At 38.7% G+C, this 19,090-nt stretch carries 18 protein-coding genes, 1 other RNA gene and 1 other annotated feature; of the genes, 2 read left to right on the top strand and 17 right to left on the bottom strand.

Annotated elements, in window-relative coordinates:
* Nucleotides 1-50: 50 nt before the first annotated feature.
* From ssrS to hisS, 3 genes are all read right to left on the bottom strand, one after another.
* Nucleotides 51-248, bottom strand: a non-coding RNA gene (gene ssrS, locus AC0VXV_RS12400) — 6S RNA.
* A 158-nt stretch (nucleotides 249-406) separates the two neighbouring features.
* Entirely contained in the window at nucleotides 407-2,179 is a 1,773-nt protein-coding gene (aspS, locus tag AC0VXV_RS12405) for an aspartate--tRNA ligase (RefSeq protein WP_475528469.1), read from the bottom strand.
* Between the two features lie 14 nt (nucleotides 2,180-2,193).
* The gene (gene hisS / locus AC0VXV_RS12410) at nucleotides 2,194-3,462 is read right to left on the bottom strand and encodes a histidine--tRNA ligase (RefSeq protein ID WP_475528471.1); all 1,269 of its coding nucleotides are present in this window, start codon (nucleotides 3,460-3,462) and stop codon (nucleotides 2,194-2,196) included.
* An 86-nt stretch (nucleotides 3,463-3,548) separates the two neighbouring features.
* Nucleotides 3,549-3,785, bottom strand: a binding site (T-box leader).
* A 154-nt stretch (nucleotides 3,786-3,939) separates the two neighbouring features.
* On the opposite strand from hisS, the gene AC0VXV_RS12415 reads away from it, so the two are divergent.
* Complete coding sequence (locus tag AC0VXV_RS12415; protein WP_475528473.1) at nucleotides 3,940-5,544, top strand: N-acetylmuramoyl-L-alanine amidase; 1,605 nt, start codon at nucleotides 3,940-3,942, stop codon at nucleotides 5,542-5,544.
* Nucleotides 5,545-5,617: 73 nt separating this feature from the next.
* Here the strand turns inward: AC0VXV_RS12415 and AC0VXV_RS12420 are convergent, their stop codons facing one another.
* The 14 genes from AC0VXV_RS12420 to AC0VXV_RS12485 all read right to left on the bottom strand — a co-directional run bounded on the left by AC0VXV_RS12420 (nucleotide 5,618) and on the right by AC0VXV_RS12485 (nucleotide 18,344).
* Nucleotides 5,618-6,817, bottom strand: a complete 1,200-nt coding sequence (locus AC0VXV_RS12420; RefSeq protein WP_475528474.1) for an iron-containing alcohol dehydrogenase — start codon at nucleotides 6,815-6,817, stop codon at nucleotides 5,618-5,620.
* 138 nt (nucleotides 6,818-6,955) lie between these two features.
* On the bottom strand, nucleotides 6,956-7,741 hold the full coding sequence (locus tag AC0VXV_RS12425; protein WP_475528475.1) for a vWA domain-containing protein: 786 nt from the start codon (nucleotides 7,739-7,741) through the stop codon (nucleotides 6,956-6,958).
* Between the two features lie 148 nt (nucleotides 7,742-7,889).
* On the bottom strand, nucleotides 7,890-8,111 hold the full coding sequence (locus tag AC0VXV_RS12430) for a phosphate-starvation-inducible protein PsiE (protein WP_475528477.1): 222 nt from the start codon (nucleotides 8,109-8,111) through the stop codon (nucleotides 7,890-7,892).
* A 193-nt stretch (nucleotides 8,112-8,304) separates the two neighbouring features.
* Nucleotides 8,305-8,868 carry an NUDIX hydrolase gene (locus AC0VXV_RS12435; protein WP_475528478.1) on the bottom strand — a complete coding sequence of 188 codons (564 nt, stop codon included), beginning with the start codon at nucleotides 8,866-8,868 and terminating at the stop codon, nucleotides 8,305-8,307.
* Nucleotides 8,869-8,986: 118 nt separating this feature from the next.
* A complete protein-coding gene (locus tag AC0VXV_RS12440; protein ID WP_475528480.1) occupies nucleotides 8,987-9,415 on the bottom strand; it encodes a GatB/YqeY domain-containing protein in 429 nt (142 codons plus the stop codon).
* Between the two features lie 160 nt (nucleotides 9,416-9,575).
* The gene (phoU, locus tag AC0VXV_RS12445; RefSeq protein ID WP_475528482.1) at nucleotides 9,576-10,229 is read right to left on the bottom strand and encodes a phosphate signaling complex protein PhoU; all 654 of its coding nucleotides are present in this window, start codon (nucleotides 10,227-10,229) and stop codon (nucleotides 9,576-9,578) included.
* Nucleotides 10,230-10,250: 21 nt separating this feature from the next.
* Nucleotides 10,251-11,024, bottom strand: coding sequence for a phosphate ABC transporter ATP-binding protein PstB (pstB, locus tag AC0VXV_RS12450; RefSeq protein ID WP_475531462.1), 774 nt, complete (start codon nucleotides 11,022-11,024; stop codon nucleotides 10,251-10,253).
* 54 nt (nucleotides 11,025-11,078) lie between these two features.
* Nucleotides 11,079-11,957 (bottom strand): phosphate ABC transporter permease PstA, encoded by an 879-nt coding sequence (gene pstA / locus AC0VXV_RS12455; RefSeq protein ID WP_475528484.1) that lies wholly within the window; start codon nucleotides 11,955-11,957, stop codon nucleotides 11,079-11,081.
* 1 nt (nucleotide 11,958) lies between these two features.
* Complete coding sequence (gene pstC, locus AC0VXV_RS12460; protein ID WP_475528486.1) at nucleotides 11,959-12,903, bottom strand: phosphate ABC transporter permease subunit PstC; 945 nt, start codon at nucleotides 12,901-12,903, stop codon at nucleotides 11,959-11,961.
* Nucleotides 12,904-13,009: 106 nt separating this feature from the next.
* Complete coding sequence (locus tag AC0VXV_RS12465) at nucleotides 13,010-13,981, bottom strand: PstS family phosphate ABC transporter substrate-binding protein (RefSeq protein WP_475528487.1); 972 nt, start codon at nucleotides 13,979-13,981, stop codon at nucleotides 13,010-13,012.
* Between the two features lie 160 nt (nucleotides 13,982-14,141).
* Nucleotides 14,142-14,555: a response regulator gene (locus AC0VXV_RS12470; protein ID WP_475528488.1), complete on the bottom strand. Its 414-nt coding sequence runs from the start codon at nucleotides 14,553-14,555 to the stop codon at nucleotides 14,142-14,144.
* A 52-nt stretch (nucleotides 14,556-14,607) separates the two neighbouring features.
* Nucleotides 14,608-16,818, bottom strand: a complete 2,211-nt coding sequence (locus AC0VXV_RS12475) for a peptidoglycan D,D-transpeptidase FtsI family protein (protein ID WP_475528489.1) — start codon at nucleotides 16,816-16,818, stop codon at nucleotides 14,608-14,610.
* A 191-nt stretch (nucleotides 16,819-17,009) separates the two neighbouring features.
* Nucleotides 17,010-17,453 (bottom strand): universal stress protein, encoded by a 444-nt coding sequence (locus tag AC0VXV_RS12480; protein WP_475528490.1) that lies wholly within the window; start codon nucleotides 17,451-17,453, stop codon nucleotides 17,010-17,012.
* A gap of 132 nt (nucleotides 17,454-17,585) precedes the next feature.
* Nucleotides 17,586-18,344, bottom strand: a complete 759-nt coding sequence (locus AC0VXV_RS12485) for an SDR family oxidoreductase (RefSeq protein ID WP_079527814.1) — start codon at nucleotides 18,342-18,344, stop codon at nucleotides 17,586-17,588.
* Nucleotides 18,345-18,496: 152 nt separating this feature from the next.
* Between AC0VXV_RS12485 and AC0VXV_RS12490 the strand changes: the two genes are divergently transcribed.
* Nucleotides 18,497-19,069 (top strand): TetR/AcrR family transcriptional regulator, encoded by a 573-nt coding sequence (locus tag AC0VXV_RS12490; protein WP_475528492.1) that lies wholly within the window; start codon nucleotides 18,497-18,499, stop codon nucleotides 19,067-19,069.
* The last annotated feature ends 21 nt before the right edge of the window (nucleotides 19,070-19,090 follow it).

Below are 19,090 nucleotides of genomic sequence, written 5' to 3' on the forward strand. Positions count from 1 at the left end.
AAATAAAAATACTCTTCTACATGAAAGTAGAAGAGTAAAATTAGAAATTGACGAATCCCAAATATGCCGTCTTGCTACAACATCGTTTTGATCCCGCGTCTATAGCAAGGGGGTGCACTAATCGCAGCGTTAAACTTCCCGCTCCAAATGGGGCATGTTTGCTTCTACGGTAATAGTAGCTCCCAACGATTTATTGTTCGGTCAAAAGTGTTTAGTAACAAATATAGCGACGAACACTTCAGGATTCGTATTAATGATATATTAACACCAATATTCTGATTATTCAATCGGAAACATCCCATTCTTATAAATTATTAAAATTGTACTAATTTTTTAGAAATATATGGTACCATTTTACTTTTTAAAAAAAGGTACTTCTTCCCGAGGGAAGAAATACCTTAACGTGTTATTTTTTTGCTGATGCTGCGATACGTAAGCTTAAATCTTCAAGCTGTGCATCGGAAACTTGTGATGGTGCATCTGTTAATAAACAGCTTGCAGTTGCTGTTTTCGGGAATGCAATTGTATCACGTAAGTTTGTACGACCAGCAAGAAGCATTACTAATCGGTCAAGACCCATTGCTAAACCGCCATGTGGAGGAACGCCGTAATCAAATGCTTCTAGTAAGAAACCGAATTGTGCACGCGCTTCTTCTTCACTGAATCCTAGCAGTTCAAACATTTTCGCTTGTAAATCCGGCTCATAAATACGAAGTGACCCGCCGCCAAGCTCATAACCGTTTAATACGATATCATAGGCTTGAGCACGAACTTCTTTAGGGTTTGTATTCATTAACTCTAAATCTTCATCGAATGGACGAGTAAATGGATGGTGAGCCGCATAATAACGACCTTCCGCCTCATCATATTCGAATAATGGCCAATCAACAATCCATAAGAATTCGAATTTCGACTCATCGATTAAGCCTAATTCTTTTCCTAATTTTAAACGTAATGCGCCTAGTGCGTCTGCAACTACAGAAGATTTGTCTGCAACGAATAATAATAAGTCACCAGCATGTGCTTCTGTTGCTTGAATAATTCCGTCCGCTGCTTCTCCTTCAAAGAACTTCGCGATTGGACCATTCAGGCCATCTTCCGTCACTTTTAACCAAGCTAAACCTTTTGCTCCGTATCGGCCGGCAAATTCGCCTAAAGCATCAATGTCTTTACGAGAATAGTTAGCTGCCGCGCCTTTCACATTGATCGCCTTCACTTCGCCGCCATTTGCCACTGCGTTTGCAAATACTCCGAAAGCAGATTCTTTCACGATGTCTGAAAGCTGTTTTAATTCCAACCCGAAACGTACATCTGGTTTATCTGAACCGAAACGATCCATTGCTTCTTTATAGCTCATGCGTGGGAATGGTGTAACGACATCAATACCTTTTACATCTTTTATAACTTGAGTAAGAAGACGCTCATTCATTTCGATAATTTCATCCATTGACAAGAATGAAGTTTCAATGTCAACTTGTGTAAATTCCGGCTGACGGTCCGCACGTAAGTCTTCATCACGGAAGCATCGAGCGATTTGGAAGTACTTCTCAAAGCCACCTACCATTAAAAGCTGTTTAAACAGCTGTGGTGATTGCGGCAATGCATAAAATTCGCCGTCATGGACACGTGATGGAACTAAGTAGTCACGCGCTCCTTCTGGTGTTGATTTCGTTAAAATTGGTGTTTCTACTTCCAGGAAGCCTTCGTTTTGTAAGAAATTACGGATTGTACGTGTTACATCAGAACGCATTTTAAATGTGTCATACATTACAGGGCGACGTAAATCTAAATAACGGTATTTCAAACGTAATTCTTCTGAAACTTCCACATTGTTATCGATTGCGAATGGAGGGTTTTTAGCTTCGTTAATAATCGTCAGTTCTGAAGCTGCCACTTCAATTTCGCCTGTTTTCATATTTTTATTTATTTGAGTCGCATCACGTAAAACAACTTTACCTTTTACTTCAATGACAAACTCATTACGAATTTTATTAGCAAGTTCTAAAGCATCTTTCGCCTGATCACCGAAAACTACTTGTACGATGCCTTCACGGTCACGCATATCTACGAAAATTAATCCGCCTAAGTCACGACGTTTTTGTACCCAACCTTTTAATACAACTTCCTGTCCCGCTTCTGCAGCTGTTACTAAACCGCATGCATGTGTTCTTTGCGCCATTGTTATTCCTCCAACTATTTGTTTTCTAAAACGTATTGGACAAGCTGACCGAATTCGACTTTTGTCTGATCGCCTGTTTCCATTGTTTTGACGTTTACTGCTTGCTCTTCTAATTCTGACTCACCTAGTACAATGACAAATTTTGCATTTGCACGGTCGGCAGCTTTCATTTGTGCCTTCATTTTTCGGTCTAAATAATCCATATCTGCTGAAATACCCTTTGCACGGAATGAACTTACAAGCTCCACTGCTTTTAGTTTTGCCTCTTCGCCCATTGCCACAACATACATTTCCAGATTATTACCCGTTGCAAGCTCAATATTTTTTGCTTCCAGCGCTAATAATAATCGTTCAATTGATAGGGCAAATCCGATACCAGGTGATTCCGGTCCGCCAATATCTTCAACTAAACCATTATAGCGACCGCCACCGCAAAGTGTCGTAATTGAACCGAACCCATCACCGGTAATCATAATTTCAAACGCTGTATGGTTGTAGTAATCAAGACCCCGTACTAAGTTAGGGTCCACTTCATAGGAAATGCCCAGCACATCCAAATATTGTTTTACTTTCGTGAAGTATTCCGCTGAAGAATCCGTTAAATAATTTGTTAATGCCGGTGCAGTTGCCATTGCCGGGTGTTTCGCATCTACTTTACAATCTAAAATACGTAAAGGATTTTTCTCTAGACGGCTTTGACAATCACTGCAAAGCTCTCCAACAACCGGAGTGAAATGCCCGATTAATGCACTGCGGTGCGCATCACGTGTCTCTTTGTCACCTAATGAATTAATGACTAATTTTAAATCCGTCAATCCAAGTGTTGTATACACATCCATTGCAAGTGCCATTACTTCCGCATCAATCGCCGGATCGGCTGAGCCAATAGCTTCTACACCAAACTGAACGAATTGGCGATAGCGACCTGCCTGCTGACGTTCATAACGGAACATTGGACCTGTGTAATAAAGTTTGACAGGCTGATCTGCCTGACCAAACATTTTATGCTCTACATATGCACGTACCGCTGAAGCTGTTCCTTCAGGACGTAATGTTAACGAACGATTTCCCTTGTCCGTAAATGTGTACATTTCTTTTTGTACGATATCCGTTGTATCGCCTACACCACGTTGAAATAGTTCTGTTGATTCAAACATTGGTGTGCGAATTTCGTTATAGCGATATTTATCACATAAATCACGAATGACACGTTCTACATACTGCCATTTTTCGGATTGACCCGGTAAAATATCCTGTGTTCCTTTAGGTACTTTAAAATTCATAAAAAGCACTCCTCTCTTAGTTGACCAAACCGTTCGCGTGCTAATTTAGAAGAAAATAAAAAAAGCCCCCGCCCCTTGCAAAAACTGCAAGGGACGAAAGCTTGTATAATCTTCCGCGGTTCCACCCTAATTGATGTATGACTACATCCTCTCGAATTCGGATAACGGCCGATTCCGTCTTCCCCTACTAGAAAAAATTTTTTTCGAGGAAACGCCTCTCAACTGTTGTTCACATGTTACATACTGCAGGAAAGATTACAGCCTAAGTCTTTCCCTCTCTTTTCAGCATTGGCAACCGCTACTTGTTTGGTCATTGGCAATGTTACTTTTGTTAAATTAACACTAATCTTAATGATGTCATGACAAGTTGTCAACCATTTTCAAAAAAACGCTATATTTTTTGTCATAAATACTTTTATAATATATGAGTATATAGTGAAAGGGTCATTTAACTAAATAATTTAAAAGGAGGAAACTATGAAAAACAATAAAATAATAATAGGTTTATCACTTTTATTATTATTCACATCGATTGTTCCGTATTATTTTTCCGCTCTCCCTGCTCATGCCAACGGGGAACCGTTATATGTAAACGCGGAAATTTTATATTTACGTGAAGGTCCAGGTCTTTCTTATCCGATACTCGATACGTTAAAAGAGGGAACTGAAATTACTTCGATCGAAAAACAAGGTGATTGGCACCATGTTCAAGTCGGACAACAAGAAGGATGGGTTGCGGCATGGCTTGTGAAAACAGCAAGCGGGCAATCAGACTCGTCAACTGATAAAACAGTCATTTCTCAAGTAAACTCTTTAAATGTTCGTGTATCACCATCATTATCCGCTTCTGTGCTGACAAAAATCTCTTCCGGGACGGAAAGCAAATTTTTAAAACAAGAACAGGATTGGATTCAAATTCAGTTCGATGATATGACAGGTTGGGTATTTGCGGAATATGTCACAGTGAAAGAAGCGAATACGGAAACGCCTGCTCCTCCTTCTGATAATGGGCAACAGGAACAGTCAAATGAACCAATACAACAAATTGATCCGAATACATTTACCGTTAACGTAAATGCTGTCAATATCCGAAAAAAACCTGATTTAACTTCCAAAAAATTAGGGCTTGCCACTGAAGGGCAACAATTTAAAGTAGTCAGCCGAGATCATAATTGGGTCGAGATTGAGTATGAAAAAGGCAAAAAAGGTTGGATATACAGTTTTTACGGAACGTTTACAAAACAATTGAAACAAAACCCTTCATCTGAAAAAGAAGAAACGAAAAACTTTGTTACGATTATTTATAATGGGACAAATTTAAGGGAATCCCCTTCGACTTCTTCAAATGTTGTTGTCATTGCAGATGCTGGTCATACATATCCGATAGTGGAAAGTGAAGACGACTGGTTTAAAATCGCAGTAAATGATAGTCAAACCGCATACGTCGCAAACTGGGTTGTAAGTGAAAACAATTCACAAGGAACTACATCTAAAAACAATACAAGCGAGGCAGCCGAACGTAAAAAAGGTACATTAAAAGGCTTAACAATCGTACTGGATGCCGGTCACGGTGGTAACGACCGTGGTACTACCGGTGTTCGTGGAACAGACGAAAAAGATATTAATATTATTACAGCAGAACTGCTCCGTTCCAAATTACAGGCTGCCGGTGCAAATGTTGTCATGACGCGTGAATCCGACATTTTTGTCGACTTGCGAAAGCGTGTTGCAGTATCACATCAGGCAGGTGCCGATGCATTTATCAGTATTCACTATGACGCAAATGAAGATAGTTCAGTAAGCGGCTTTACGACCTATTATACGAACGGTTATCAGCAAAAACTTGCGGAATATGTTCATGAAGGGTTGGCATCAAAAGTTAACTTGAATGACCGCGGACCACGCTTCGGCAACTATTTAGTACTACGCGAAAACCGTCAAAATGCTATATTACTTGAGCTAGGCTATTTAAGTAATCCTTCTGAAGAACGGGCAATTACTACAGATTATTACCGGGAGCAAGCAACACTCGGCATTTATCAAGGCTTATTAAACTACTTCGACGACCAGCTTGAGCAATAACATATAACCAATCATAAACCCCGAATTTCTTCAAAAGAAATTCGGGGTTTACTTGTTTAGATAGCCTTATCCATTATTCCTGAATGATTTGGTATAAATAAAACATTTCATCTTTATTCACAATGCGCGGTACCGGGTAAAGGGGGTTCGCTTCTTGTAATGCGCGCTCGACCATCAATGGTACATCACGGTTGATGATTCCTGTTATTTTATGAGGAATTTCCATCTTGTTATTCAGTTCTTCAATTGCTTCGATAAATAACTCTGCCTTTTTTTCATCGCTGTCTGTTATTTTACCGATGCCCACAATTGTCGCCAGTTCTGCTAACGGCTTAGCAGCGCTTTCCCCGTAAAATCGAAGTACATGTGGCAGAATCACTGCATTGGCAAAACCGTGCGGAACTTGATAAAATCCTCCGAGTGTATGAGCAATGGCATGGACGTAGCCTACATATGCCCGAGTAAATGCAAGCCCTGCCAAATACGAGGCACGCTGCATTTCCGTTCTAGCTTTCATATCTGTCCCATCTTCATAGGCGCGTACTAAATATTTAAAAATAATAATAATAGCCTCGCGGGCATATTTCCTCGTCTCCTCAGTATTGCTTTTTCCAATATAGGCTTCCACAGCATGTGTCAATGCATCCATTCCTGTTGTAGCTGTAATATGCGGAGGCAAATTAATTGTTAATACCGGGTCCAATACAGCATAGTGCGGTACAAGTACCGGATCCATAATGGCGAATTTCTCATGTGTTTCACTATTTGATACGACGGCGGCAATCGTCCCTTCGCTCCCCGTGCCAGCCGTTGTCGGAATCGCAAAAAACGGCGGCATTTCTTTTCTTACTTTAAATAAACCTTTTAAATCAGCCAGTGATTTCTCTGGGCGTGCGATCCTTGCTGCAACCGCCTTAGCACAATCCATCGGTGACCCTCCGCCAAATGCTATTATGCCATCACAATGATACGCATAATACATTTCCAGCGCTTCTTCAATATTTATGAAAGTTGGGTTTGGAACTGTTTTATTATAGACAACAAATGCAATATTTTGCTCCTGTAAGCCATCTAATAACGTATCCATAAGCCCCAGCTTGTGAATTCCTTCGTCGGTAATCACTAAAAGCATATTTAAATTCAAACTTTTCACAAGGTCCGGCAATCTTTCAAGACTGTTTTCCCCTTGGAGTAATTCTGGTTTTCTCCAGTTCATAAGCTTCATACCGACACGCATTGAACTTTGGACGGTTCTGCAATAGGCTGTATACATTGAACGAAACACTCCATTTCTCTCTATTTATATATTCTTTCTTTAAATATTCCGCATCCCCTTTTAAAATCCCTTGTCTATAACAAAAATCCGACCAATAAAAAAACGAACCCGTAACGGATTCGTAAATAAAATCTATTAATCGTTTGCAAAAAATACTTTGTCAGCATATGCAATCGGCTGTTTTTCAAAATCCGCCTCGCTCATTGCGATGACGGCCAGGTCAATATCAAGCTCCTGCATATTCTCTGCTGTAACTTGTTGATTCAATTTATGGAAATCGGTAAATTGATTATCCGTAATAATCATGAGATCCCGCTGATTATCGATATTATCATGAGTAAAGAATTCAATCGCCTTTTCTATTGCCGGCATAATTTGAGCGTCTCCAGTTAAATACTGCTGCAAAAATTGGTCGAACAATTCAATATCAATTGTTCCATTTCTAAAAAGAAACGGTTGAGCCGGTTTATTACTAAACGGAAGGATGATTAAATCCCTCTTCTGGACAGCACATAAATTAAATAACGGGAATATAGTCCCTTTTGTAAAGATTTCAAACTCCTGCATGGCGTCAGATTGCTGTAAGATGACAATCATCGGCGAATAAAGGTTGTTCACCTCATCAAACGGAACATACAATACATTTCCATCAATAACCGTCCGATCTTTCAGCATTTGCTTTTGTTGCTCAATCGGGAATAAATAATCTTTATCCTGTATTTTTGGTATCGTTGCTTCCACTTCTGCAATCATTTCTTCAAGTGCAATTGCAATTTCGATAACCTCTATGAATAATGGTTGTTGACCAAATTTCTCGAGAAACTGTTGCTGCTGATTTTCATCTAAAGCTTGAAAAGATGCGTTACGATATAAAAAATGAAGAATTTCATCGGTTAAAACAGTCTTATATTCATTTGTCATGTGAAACCCCTCCATCTGTTTTCAAATCAATACCGATAGTATAGCGAAAATCAAAATTAAAAAGTAGTAATTTAAACTGCGCGCGAATTTTTCTACATAAAAAAAAGCGGTATCTCTAGGATACCGCACCACACAAAAATGTATGTAATTATAATTTTTGAGTTAAAGCGTGTAAAGTATCTTTTAAATCACGATCGTTATCTGAAAGCTCGATTAAGTTTTCTAAACGTTCGTGTAAGATAGGACGTTCAATTACTAATTGCTCATCTAAAACTTGAACGAATAATTCAATAAGCATACGGTTTTGAACTAATAATGCTTCTTCCACTCGGTCTGGGTTAATTTTATATTCTTTTACTTTTTTCGCCATTTGAAAATAGCCTCCCTTTTGTTTATACAACGTTATTTTAGCACACGGCTGTTTAATTTTGTGAAATTATTTCATTTTCAGCAATCGTTTGTGTTTTTCTGTACATCAGCCAGTTGTATCCAGAAAATCTTCGTACGAAAAAACTTCATCCCATGGCATGAAGTTTTGAAAAGCTGCATTATTAAATTACATTTTAACAGCCGATTTTTTTTACCTTCTCAATAATTTTCTCATAGATTGGAATCATATGCGCTTCTGAACATTTCTCAGCAACTTCGCCCATCTCAATCCAGCCGACTTCACTGTTTTCGTCGAGCTTCGCTTTAAACGTTGCTTCATCTTCTACTTCAAATATATAAGTCACATTGAAATGTAAATGTGCCGCAACATATTTCCCGTTCTTCATATGACCGATAACAGGCAGGATATCAAGCGAAATAATATCTTCCTGGATTTCTTTTGCAACTGGAAGACCTGCTTCTTCCATCAGCTCTTTTTTGGCTACATTAAATAAGTCCGGATCCCCATCTGCATGACCGCCCATCCAGCCCCATGAATTATAAATATTATGATGAGCCATTAATACGCGGGTACGGTCCGGGTTGAACACAAATGCAGAGGCTGTAAAATGCAGAACTTCATTGTTTCGTGTCAAGACATCCGATAAAGTAGCCATTGCACGTAAAATGATGTCCCGATCCTTTGCTTCCTGTTCATTGTAAGGTACATACAGTTTAATCTGTTCATGTAAGGTCATTTTAATCCTCCCTATTCTAATTCCTTTTGAATTGTATATAGTATACTTTTAGAAATATAGCGAAAAGGACGTGATCGCCAAATAATTGCGGCACACCTCCTTTTCATAGATTTTTAATTTAGGAAATGAGCGTTTTGACAACTTTTGAAATGGTCGCTCCATCTGCTTTTCCATCTAATAATGGCTTTGCAATTTTCATTGCATCTCCCATATTCATGCCTGAAGTAATACCCGCTGCCTGAAGCTCAGCTGAGATTTCTTCTTCAGTCAACTGCTTTGGTAAAAAGCTTTTTAAAATAACTAATTTTGCTTCTTCTTTTTCAATTAAGTCTGAACGATCCGCTTGCTTTGCACCTTCCAGTGATTGGTTTGTCTGCTTAATTTCACGATTAATGACAGCAGTTTCTTCCTGTGGCGTCAATTCCGCGCCCTTTTCCTTTTCTGCAGCATCCAATGCGGACTTCACTAAAGTCAATACTCCTTTAGCTAACGCATCTTTGTTTTTCATTGCTTGCTTTAATTGGTCAAATACAATTGTTTTTAACATGCTGTCTACCCCTTTATACATAAATAAGTACGTAACTTATTTGAATTACCTTTATTGTACCATGTACCCTTTCATTTCATAAATTATTCATAAACAAATTGTTGAAATAAAGTTAAAAACAAAAAAAGTATAAGAAGTTTCCTCCCTATACTTTGGACATTTAATTATTCAGCTCATAATGTTTCCCTTTTACAAGGTAGAATAAATGCTCGGCAATATTTGTTGCGTGGTCTGCCGCACGTTCAATACAGCGGCATACGTATGATAAACTTGTTACTTGCGCCACATGTTCATTGGAAACGGAGAGCTTCATTAAGTTACTGAGTGTATTGCCTGTTAATTCGTCGACTTCATCATCAAGATTTGCAATTTCTTTTGCCTTTATTGTATTTTCCTCTATAAAGGCATCGACAATTTGACGCAGCATTAAGATCGTTTTATGGAACATTTCCTCAATCGGCTCCACGCTCGTGACAAATGGCGCTTTTCCAATTCGAATAGATTCCTTTGCGATATTGACCGCATGATCTCCGATTCGCTCCATGTCTGATGCTGCTTTGATGATAACGATTAAGCGACGTAAATCTGTTGCAACAGGCTGCTGTTTTGCAATCAGTAAAATCACTCGGTCATTGATCAATTCTTCCAACCGATTAATCTTCGGGTCGGTATCAATTACCTGCAACGCTAAATCAATATCCTTTTTCAAAAAGGCTTTAAAAGACTCCTGTAATGCATGAATACTTAAATCACACAGCTCCATTAAATCTTGCTGTACCGCTATTAGATCTTGTTCAAAACGTTCGCGAATCATCTTATCATTCTCCTTTTCTCATTATCCAAATCGGCCGGAAATATAGTCTTCGGTACGCTGATCTGATGGTGTCGAGAAAATGATATCTGTTTTATCAAACTCCACGACCTCACCGTTCAGGAAGAAGGCCGTTTTGTCGGAAATACGCGCTGCCTGCTGCATGTTATGTGTCACGATGACAATCGAATACTGTTCTTTCATCTGCTGTACAAGCTCTTCTACTTTTAATGTAGAAATCGGGTCAAGCGCCGATGTCGGTTCATCCATTAAAATGACATCCGGTTCGATTGCCAGGCAACGTGCGATACAAATACGCTGCTGTTGACCACCTGATAAACCATAGGCATTCTGGTTTAAGCGGTCTTTTACTTCATCCCAAATGGCTGCACCACGTAGTGACTTTTCTACAATCTCATCCAGAATTTTTTTATTTTTAATCCCATGAATACGTGGACCGTATGCGATATTATCATAAATTGATTTCGGAAACGGGTTCGGTTTTTGGAATACCATGCCGACTTTCGTGCGTAGTTCTTCCACTTCATAGCCGTTCGAAAAAATATTGCGGCCACGGTAATTGATTTCACCTGATGTACGTACGATCGGCACAAGTTCAACCATTCGATTCAATGCTTTTATATAGGTCGATTTCCCGCATCCAGAAGGACCGATAATTGCCGTTACTTCATTTTCCTTCATTTCCAGATTGATATCTTTTAAAGCATGGTGATCCCCATACCATAAATTAAAGTTATTAGACTGCATGACATTCCCTTGATTCGGTTCGATGCCCATTGCAGGTTGACGCACATTATTTTTCGTTAATAGTTGAACCATTCCATTTCACTCCTAATATCTTTTTTGGAATTTATTTCGAATAAAGATGGCAATGGAATTCATCGTTAATAAGAAAATCATTAATACGATAATTCCTGCTGAAGCCACATACTGGAACGCTTCTTGCGGACGTTTTGCCCAGTCGAAAATCTGCATCGGCAATGCGGTAAATGTATCAAGATAACCTGTTGGTAAAAATTGTAATATAACTGGAATTCCGATTACTACTAATGGTGCTGTTTCACCAATTGCCCGAGATAACGCTAAAATACTTCCTGTTAAAATTCCCGGAATAGCAGCTGGCAGAACAACCCGGACAATCGTTTGCCATTTCGTCGCACCCATTCCATATGAAGCTTCCCGCTGTTCATTAGGTACCGCGCGGATTGCTTCTTGTGCAGCCACAATAATAACCGGCAATATTAGTAAGCTCATCGTCAAACCTGCCGCCAAAATACTTTTTTCAAAGCCAAACAGACGTACGAAAATTGTTAATCCCAGCAAACCGAAAACAATTGATGGTACCCCTGCCAAGTTAGAAATATTGATGCGGATAAAGTCATTCAACTTATTTTGCTTTGCGTATTCTTCCAAATATAGCGCTGTACTCACACCTAAAATAATTGAGACAGGAGCAACTACGCTCATCAGCCATAAAGATCCAACCAATGCGGCTTTAATCCCTGCATTTTCAGGAATACGTGACGCGAAGTTTGTAATGAAATCTATATCTAAAAAACCAAGTCCCTGCGTCAAAATTCGATAAAGCAGCATACCTAATGAAACAAGGGCAAAACTCGTGGCAAGAATGAAAATAATCTTCCATAATTTATTAGAAATGAGGCGTTTATTCATTCGCTTCATTACTAAATCTTCTTGAATATAGCGCATTTTAATACTCCTCTCGGAAGCGTTTTGAAATATATGTTGCGAGTAAATTCATTGCTAGCGTGAAAATAAATAACGTGAATCCTACCGCATAAATTGAGTAGTAAATTGTTGTCCCATAACCGGCATCACCTGTCGTAACTTGCACGATATAGGCTGTCATCGTTTGAATCGAATCCGTAAAGCCAAAGTCGAATTTTGGTGTAGATCCCCCTGCCAAGGAAACAATCATCGTCTCACCTATTGCCCGGGAAATACCTAATACGACAGAAGCGACAATTCCTGATAATGCGGTTGGCAGAACAACTTTAACTGCTACTTCGAATTTTGTTGCACCTAACCCTAACGCACCTTCACGAATCGACCTTGGAACTGAGCTCATCGCATCTTCGGACATGGATGTGATCATTGGAAGTATCATAATTCCGACAACGATCCCAGGGCTGATTGCATTGAAAATTTTTAAATCGGGAATAACCGCCTGTAATATCGGTGTGATGAATGTTAAAGCAAAGAACCCGTAAACAATCGTCGGTACACCTGCAAGTACTTCTAAAATCGGTTTAATGATTTTTCGTACACGTTCTGATGCATATTCACTCAGATAGATGGCAGCGCCTAAACCGAATGGCACAGCTACAATAATAGCAATCAGTGTTATTTTAAATGTCCCGAATATTAATGGCAATATTCCATATAACGGCTCCTTACCAGAGAATGGCAGCCATTCTGTACCAAATAAATAATCTGTAATCGACACTCGCGTAAAGAATTCAAATGTCTCGAATATTAGTGTAAATACAATCCCAAACGTCGTAAGAACCGAAATCGTCGCTGCTAGAAATAACCCGAACGGTACTAACTTTTCGATTACTTTCTTTCCTTTGCGATTGCGCGAACGCTCGATTAATTGTTGGACACTTACCTGCTCCTGTTGTTTAAGAGCCATGTGCGAAAACTCCTTCCAGTCATTATATAAAATAAAACGATTAATTTTTTTACATTAAAAAATGTGTGGGGGCATGAGAGCCACCCCACACTATTAAACATCGAAATTATTTTAGTGCTTCTAACTCTTTTAACGCTTCTTCATACTTTTCATCTGGCAGGCTAACATATCCTACTACTTCTGCCATTTCACCAGCGTTTTCAAGTGTAAATTTCATAAAGTCATATGTTGCTTCATTATCTTTAACTGCACTGTTTTTCACATAAACAAATAGTGGACGTGATAATGGAGAATATTCACCTGATTCAATTGTTTCGTTTGTTGGTTCCACTCCATCTACAGTTACAACTTGTAGTTTGTCTTTATTTTCCAGGTAGTACGCGTAACCGAAATAGCCGATTGCATTTTTGTCTGCTGTTACCCCTTGTACCAACACATTGTCATCTTCAGATAATGTTGCTGATTTAACGATGTCTTCACCATCTAAAATGATTTCATCGAAGTAATCATACGTACCTGAGTCAGAACCTGGTGAATAGAACACGATTTCTTCACTTGGCCATGAAGGATCAATATCAGACCATTTTTTTGTAGAACCGTCTTCAATCCAAATCTGTTTTAATTGGTCAACTGTTAAATCTTTTGCCCAAGTATTTTCAGGATGTATTACAACCGATAAACCATCGTAAGCAAGTTCAAATTCTGTATATTCTACTCCTGCGTTTTTCAGCTCTTCCACTTCAGTATCTTTGATTGGGCGAGAAGCGTTTGAGAAATCTGTTTCACCATTTATGAATTTTTCGAAACCGCCGCCTGTACCAGATACACCAACTGCTACGCGTACATCTTTCTGTACCCCCGCGTATTCTTCAACTAATGCTTCTGTAATTGGAGCAACTGTTGACGAACCATCGCCTACTACATTACCTGTTAATTGTGCGCTGCCCGTATCAGCTTGTTCTGTGTTTGTTTGTGCAGATGTAGACGTTTCATCATTGTTCTCTTCTCCGCCACATGCTCCTAAAAGAATTGCTGAACCTAGTAAAGCTGTTGATGTTAAGTACTGCCACTTTTTCATTTGTAATTCCTCCGCTTGTTTAATAGATGTTTTTTCTTACAATTCCAACTATAGTGAAATTTTATTAAGCTTATATAATTTAGCCGTTAATTGAATGTAAAGCTTTGTAAATAAAAAAGACAATTTACAGGAAGTCTCTGCAAATTGTCTCATTTTCTTATTATTGAATCTTTTTTACACTTTTTATGTTAATAAGTTTAATAGAATGTTCAGTAAATGTTGGATTTTCCTTTTTCGTTTTTACTTTATGTACATAAAGTAAGATCGTTTTCGCATCTTTTGGGTGGGCATAGCCTTCAAACGTCGCATTATATAACACCGAACCATCCCGCAAAGCAACCGTCGCTTTTTTAGCATCGACCAGCTCTCGTAAAAAGGGAAACGCTTTAATATTCCGTTCACGTTCAGCACGGACTAAGCGTGGTTCCAGTACGAGCAGGAGCCCTTCAAAGATTACGATATATATAACCGACATTAAGATGATGAGCCACGCCGGCATGTCCATAAATGCTAAAATCGCTGCATTACTTAAGGCACCGACGATAACGACAATATGTATGATTTTCTTTTTCATTGAATCTTCCCCTTAAAAAAATCCCGTAGCTAGAAACTACGGGATCATTATTTTATTCATTTACTGTTTCGACTTCTTCGTCCTCATCCAGCTTTTCATCAGAATGCTTAATGATTGGTTTTTCTACTTTACTTGTAGATAAGCCCTCACCCGCATATTTGTTTTTCAACTCAAAATATGAATCTACTAATTCACGGGCCGTCAAATTCGCCTGAGGTAAATAGTTATTGTTAAAGTTCGTTGTAGCCCATGGGAAAATAACTGCATATGCAATTTCAGGATCATCAAATGGTGCAAAACCTACATGGACAATGTTGATTGTGTTTGTTCTCCATTTATCTCGCTGTGGTCCATAGTAAACTACCTCAGCAGTACCTGTTTTACCACCAGCCGTATAGTCTGCTGATTCAAATTGACGACGGGCAGAGCCATTCGCACCGAAGTAAACGCGGCGCAAACCTTCTTTAACATGATCAATTTCCTGTTGGCTGTTTTCGATTTTGTTTAAAATTTTAGGTGTTACTTCTTCCACAACTTGCCCTAAATATTCGCCATCTTTAGAGGGGTTGCGAATTTCTTTAAGCATTCTCGGTTGGATACGGTAACCGCCGTTTGCAATTGTTGAAATATATTGTGCCAATTGCATTGTCGTATACGTATCAAACTGTCCGATTGCCAAGTTTAATAGTTTCACATCGGTATCCGGATCAGCCTGATACCCGATTGATTCACCAGGAAGGTCAACCCCTGTTGGTACACCTAGTCCGAACTGTGCATATTCATTTCGCATTGTCTGCAATGTCCCTGATGCTAAACTAAATCGCATACCAGGTGAATACGTACGACCACCAATACCCATCGCAATTTTGAACATATAGATATTTGATGAACGCTCTAATGCCGTCAAATCATCCAGCATGACACTACCAGTCTTGTTGAATAGTGTATTTAAAGTAATGTTACCGATTCGCATTGGTGAATCGAGCATGACAGTTCCCGGCTTAATAACTTCTTCATTGTATCCCATTAGAACGGTTGCTGCTTTTACAGTAGACCCTGCTTCATATGCAGACGTAAATGTACCATAAGAATAGTCAACAATATAAGGTTTACCAGTGTCTTTATCTTTTTCTATTTTTTTACCGACTACCGATAAAAGCTCACCGGTTTTTGGGTTCATTGCAACTAAAAAGCCGCGATCCAGTAATTGGGAACCACCTTTAGCTTTCAATTCCACTAAATACTTTTCCAAAATTTCATCGGCTTTTTGCTGGAGTTCCACATCGATTGTTGTTACTAAATCTTTACCGGGCTCCCCTGCAAAAGTTGTCATCGTTTCAACAACTTGACCTTTTTTATTCGTGATGTTTTTAACAACTGATTTTTCACCTTGCAATATTTCTTCATACTGTGCTTCAAAATAACTTTCCCCAACTCGGTCGTTACGAGAGTATTCACGGGCTAAATAATAGTCCAGTTTTGATTTAGGTACACCTTTGCTCGGTACCGTTGTTCGACCTAAAATCGCCAATGGAGATAGACGCACTCGCTTCCAATCGGTTGTCGTATTTACACCAGGCAGATCCGCCAATTGTTCTGAAACTCGGGCAAACTCTTCCGGTGTAACATTCTCACCTTTAATAATCTGTGGTGATAAATTATAACCTGTCATCATTTCTCGGTAAATTGCCAGAACTTCCAGATCAAAATCGGAAAGCTCTTCCAATTCTTTATCTGTAATACGATCCCGGATTCGTCGATCATATTCTTTATTGATTTCCTTCGTTTCTAACTCTTCATTTTCAAGTTGGAATTTCGTCATTTCTTTTTGTGTAACTTTTTCTTTTGCCTTTTCCGGATTCCGTAAAATCCAGAAATCTAATTTATCTCGATGCGTTACTTTTTCTGTCGGCTGCTCGATGATATGTGCAAGTTTTTCTGCAATTTCAAGCATTTCAGCGGATTTTGTCGTTTGCATTTTTGTATACGTAATCGCATTTTCTGGCTGATTATCAACTAAAATACGACCATAGCGGTCAAAAATACGGCCACGGGGTACACTTGTATTTACCCGTACTTCCTCTGTACGCTCTAATGCGCGGACATAATCTTCACCTTTTACAATTTGGATATATCCTAGACGAAAAATTAGTAATGAGAACAAAACAAATATTGAAAAGAAAAGGACATTCATCCGAAAAGTTAAACTTGCCCGTTGCTTTGCCTTCGGATTTTGCTGACGATTTTGCGTAATTTTGCGCAAAGAACACTTCCCCTTCCTTACTTTATGTAGCGTGTACATGAATGTATAGTCATAGCTTTTAGTATAGCACTGAAAACTCTACGAAAAAAGAGTTCAGATTTTAATTATTCATCTTTTAGACGGCTGTGCTTTTATAAAGTTTCATAAAAAAAGAAGCTTCACGAAAATTAATGTGGAGCTTCGGCATTTAATTAAGTATTTCTTACAACAAGGACGTCACAGCGGGCATTTCTTAAAATCCCTTCCGATACGGAACCTAGGAAAAAACGGGCTAATTCCCCTTTTCCTGTTACACCGCAAATAATTAAATCAATTTCTTCCTGCTGAGGGATATCTCGTGCGATAACGTGCTTAGGTGTCCCATATTCAATAATTTTTTTAATATTTGTAAACCCTGACTGCTGCGCTTTTTTCTCGAATGAATCTAAAAGATCCTTCTTATTATTCGTAAATTTTTCCGCCATATCAAAGTTATAGCCTTCTGAAAATGCAAAGGAACGAGTATCGATTACATGAACAATATACAGCTTACTTCCGACATTACCCCGTGCCACTTGCACAGCTCTTCTAAATGCAATCAGCGACTCATTCGTTTCATCCACGGCAACTAGTATATTTTTGTACGTCATGCTCATTTATTCCTCACCTCTTTATACTTTATTCACAAGTAGCTTAGTTTAGGTGTACTTACGACTATATGGGGGAAAATTAAATATGAAAAAAAGGCTCTGCAACCGAAGTTACAGAGCCTTTTAGAAAATATATGCTTAATAAGCTGTCCAACCAGCATCCGCTGTAATAATTTGACCGTTGATGAAACTTGAATCTTCCGAACCTAAAAATACTGCCAATTTCGCGATTTCATCCGGATTTCCTACACGTGGAATTAATGCGGAACCTTTTTGCTGTTGGCCGGCACCGTATTGGCTGACATTTTGCATCGACTGTTGGATATTTGTCATAACAGCACCTGGTGCGATTCCGTTTACACGAATACCGGATTGAGAGAACATGAATGCGGTATTTTTTGTTAGACCTACAACTGCATGTTTCGAAGCAGTGTATGCCGCACCTGCACGACCACCGTTTAAACCGCCTGCTGAAATATTATTTACAATAACACCATGACCTTGTTTTAAGAACATATCTGTTGCAATACGCATTGACTTCATAACAGAAGTAGTATTAACAGCGAAAATCATGTCCCATCGTGCATCTGTAATTTCATTTACAGGCTCAAATCCATCCATAATGCCTGCATTGTTTACTAAAATATCCAACTGACCGTAGTTTTCAATTGTAGCGTCAAATAATTTTTGCAAGTCTTCATCTTTCACTACATTTGTTGCGATCGCAAATGCGGTACCACCGTTTGCAGTAATTTCATCCGCAACTGTTTTTGCGCCTTCTTCATTTAAATCCGAAACAACTACTTTTGCTCCTTCTTTTGCATAAGCTTCCGCGATAGCTTTCCCCATACCAGAAGCGGCACCTGTTACGATTGCTACTTTATCCTGTAATTTCATTATAACTCTCTCCTTTGGTAATAGTAGTTATTGTACATCTGTTCAATAAAAATTATAATTGAAAGCAAATTAATGTACAAACAACAGCTAATTGGAATTCCGTACATTATCCAACACTTTTTATTAATCTGTTCATTAAAGGGGAAATTTTTATGGACTTACGAGTAAAGAAGACACATGACAGCCTGCAAAGAGCGCTTCTTATTTTACTGAATAAGAAATCTTTGGAGAACATTACGGTAGCAGAAATTTGCCGCATTGCAGAAATTAACCGTGGAACATTTTATTTGCATTATAAAAATGTCCACGGAGTATTTGAGCGATATTTCAATGACATCGTGAAAGATTTAAAGTTTTCGTACGATTTTCCATACGATATGACGAAAGATAATTTATCCATGCTAACGCCTGAAATGATTCAAATTTTTCACCATGTCAAAAAGCATGAAGCGTTCTACCGGATTGTTTTTGATGAAAAAACACCGATGCTTTATTATCATAAATTATTAGAGACAATCCGCTCCTTTATATTGGAGTCGCATTTAGAAGATATCGAGCATATATCCGACCAGCAGCTTGAGTATTTGGCAAGCTATACAGCGAACTCGATTATGGGCATTCTTATTCAATGGCATAAAGAAGATTATTTGCTTGCGCCTGAGACATTAAACAAATATATTTATGAATTTTATCGCTTAAACGAAACTTTAAAAAAGGACAACTAAACTTATTGTATTAATGTCCTT

This window comes from Solibacillus sp. iso_87 (assembly GCF_056173085.1).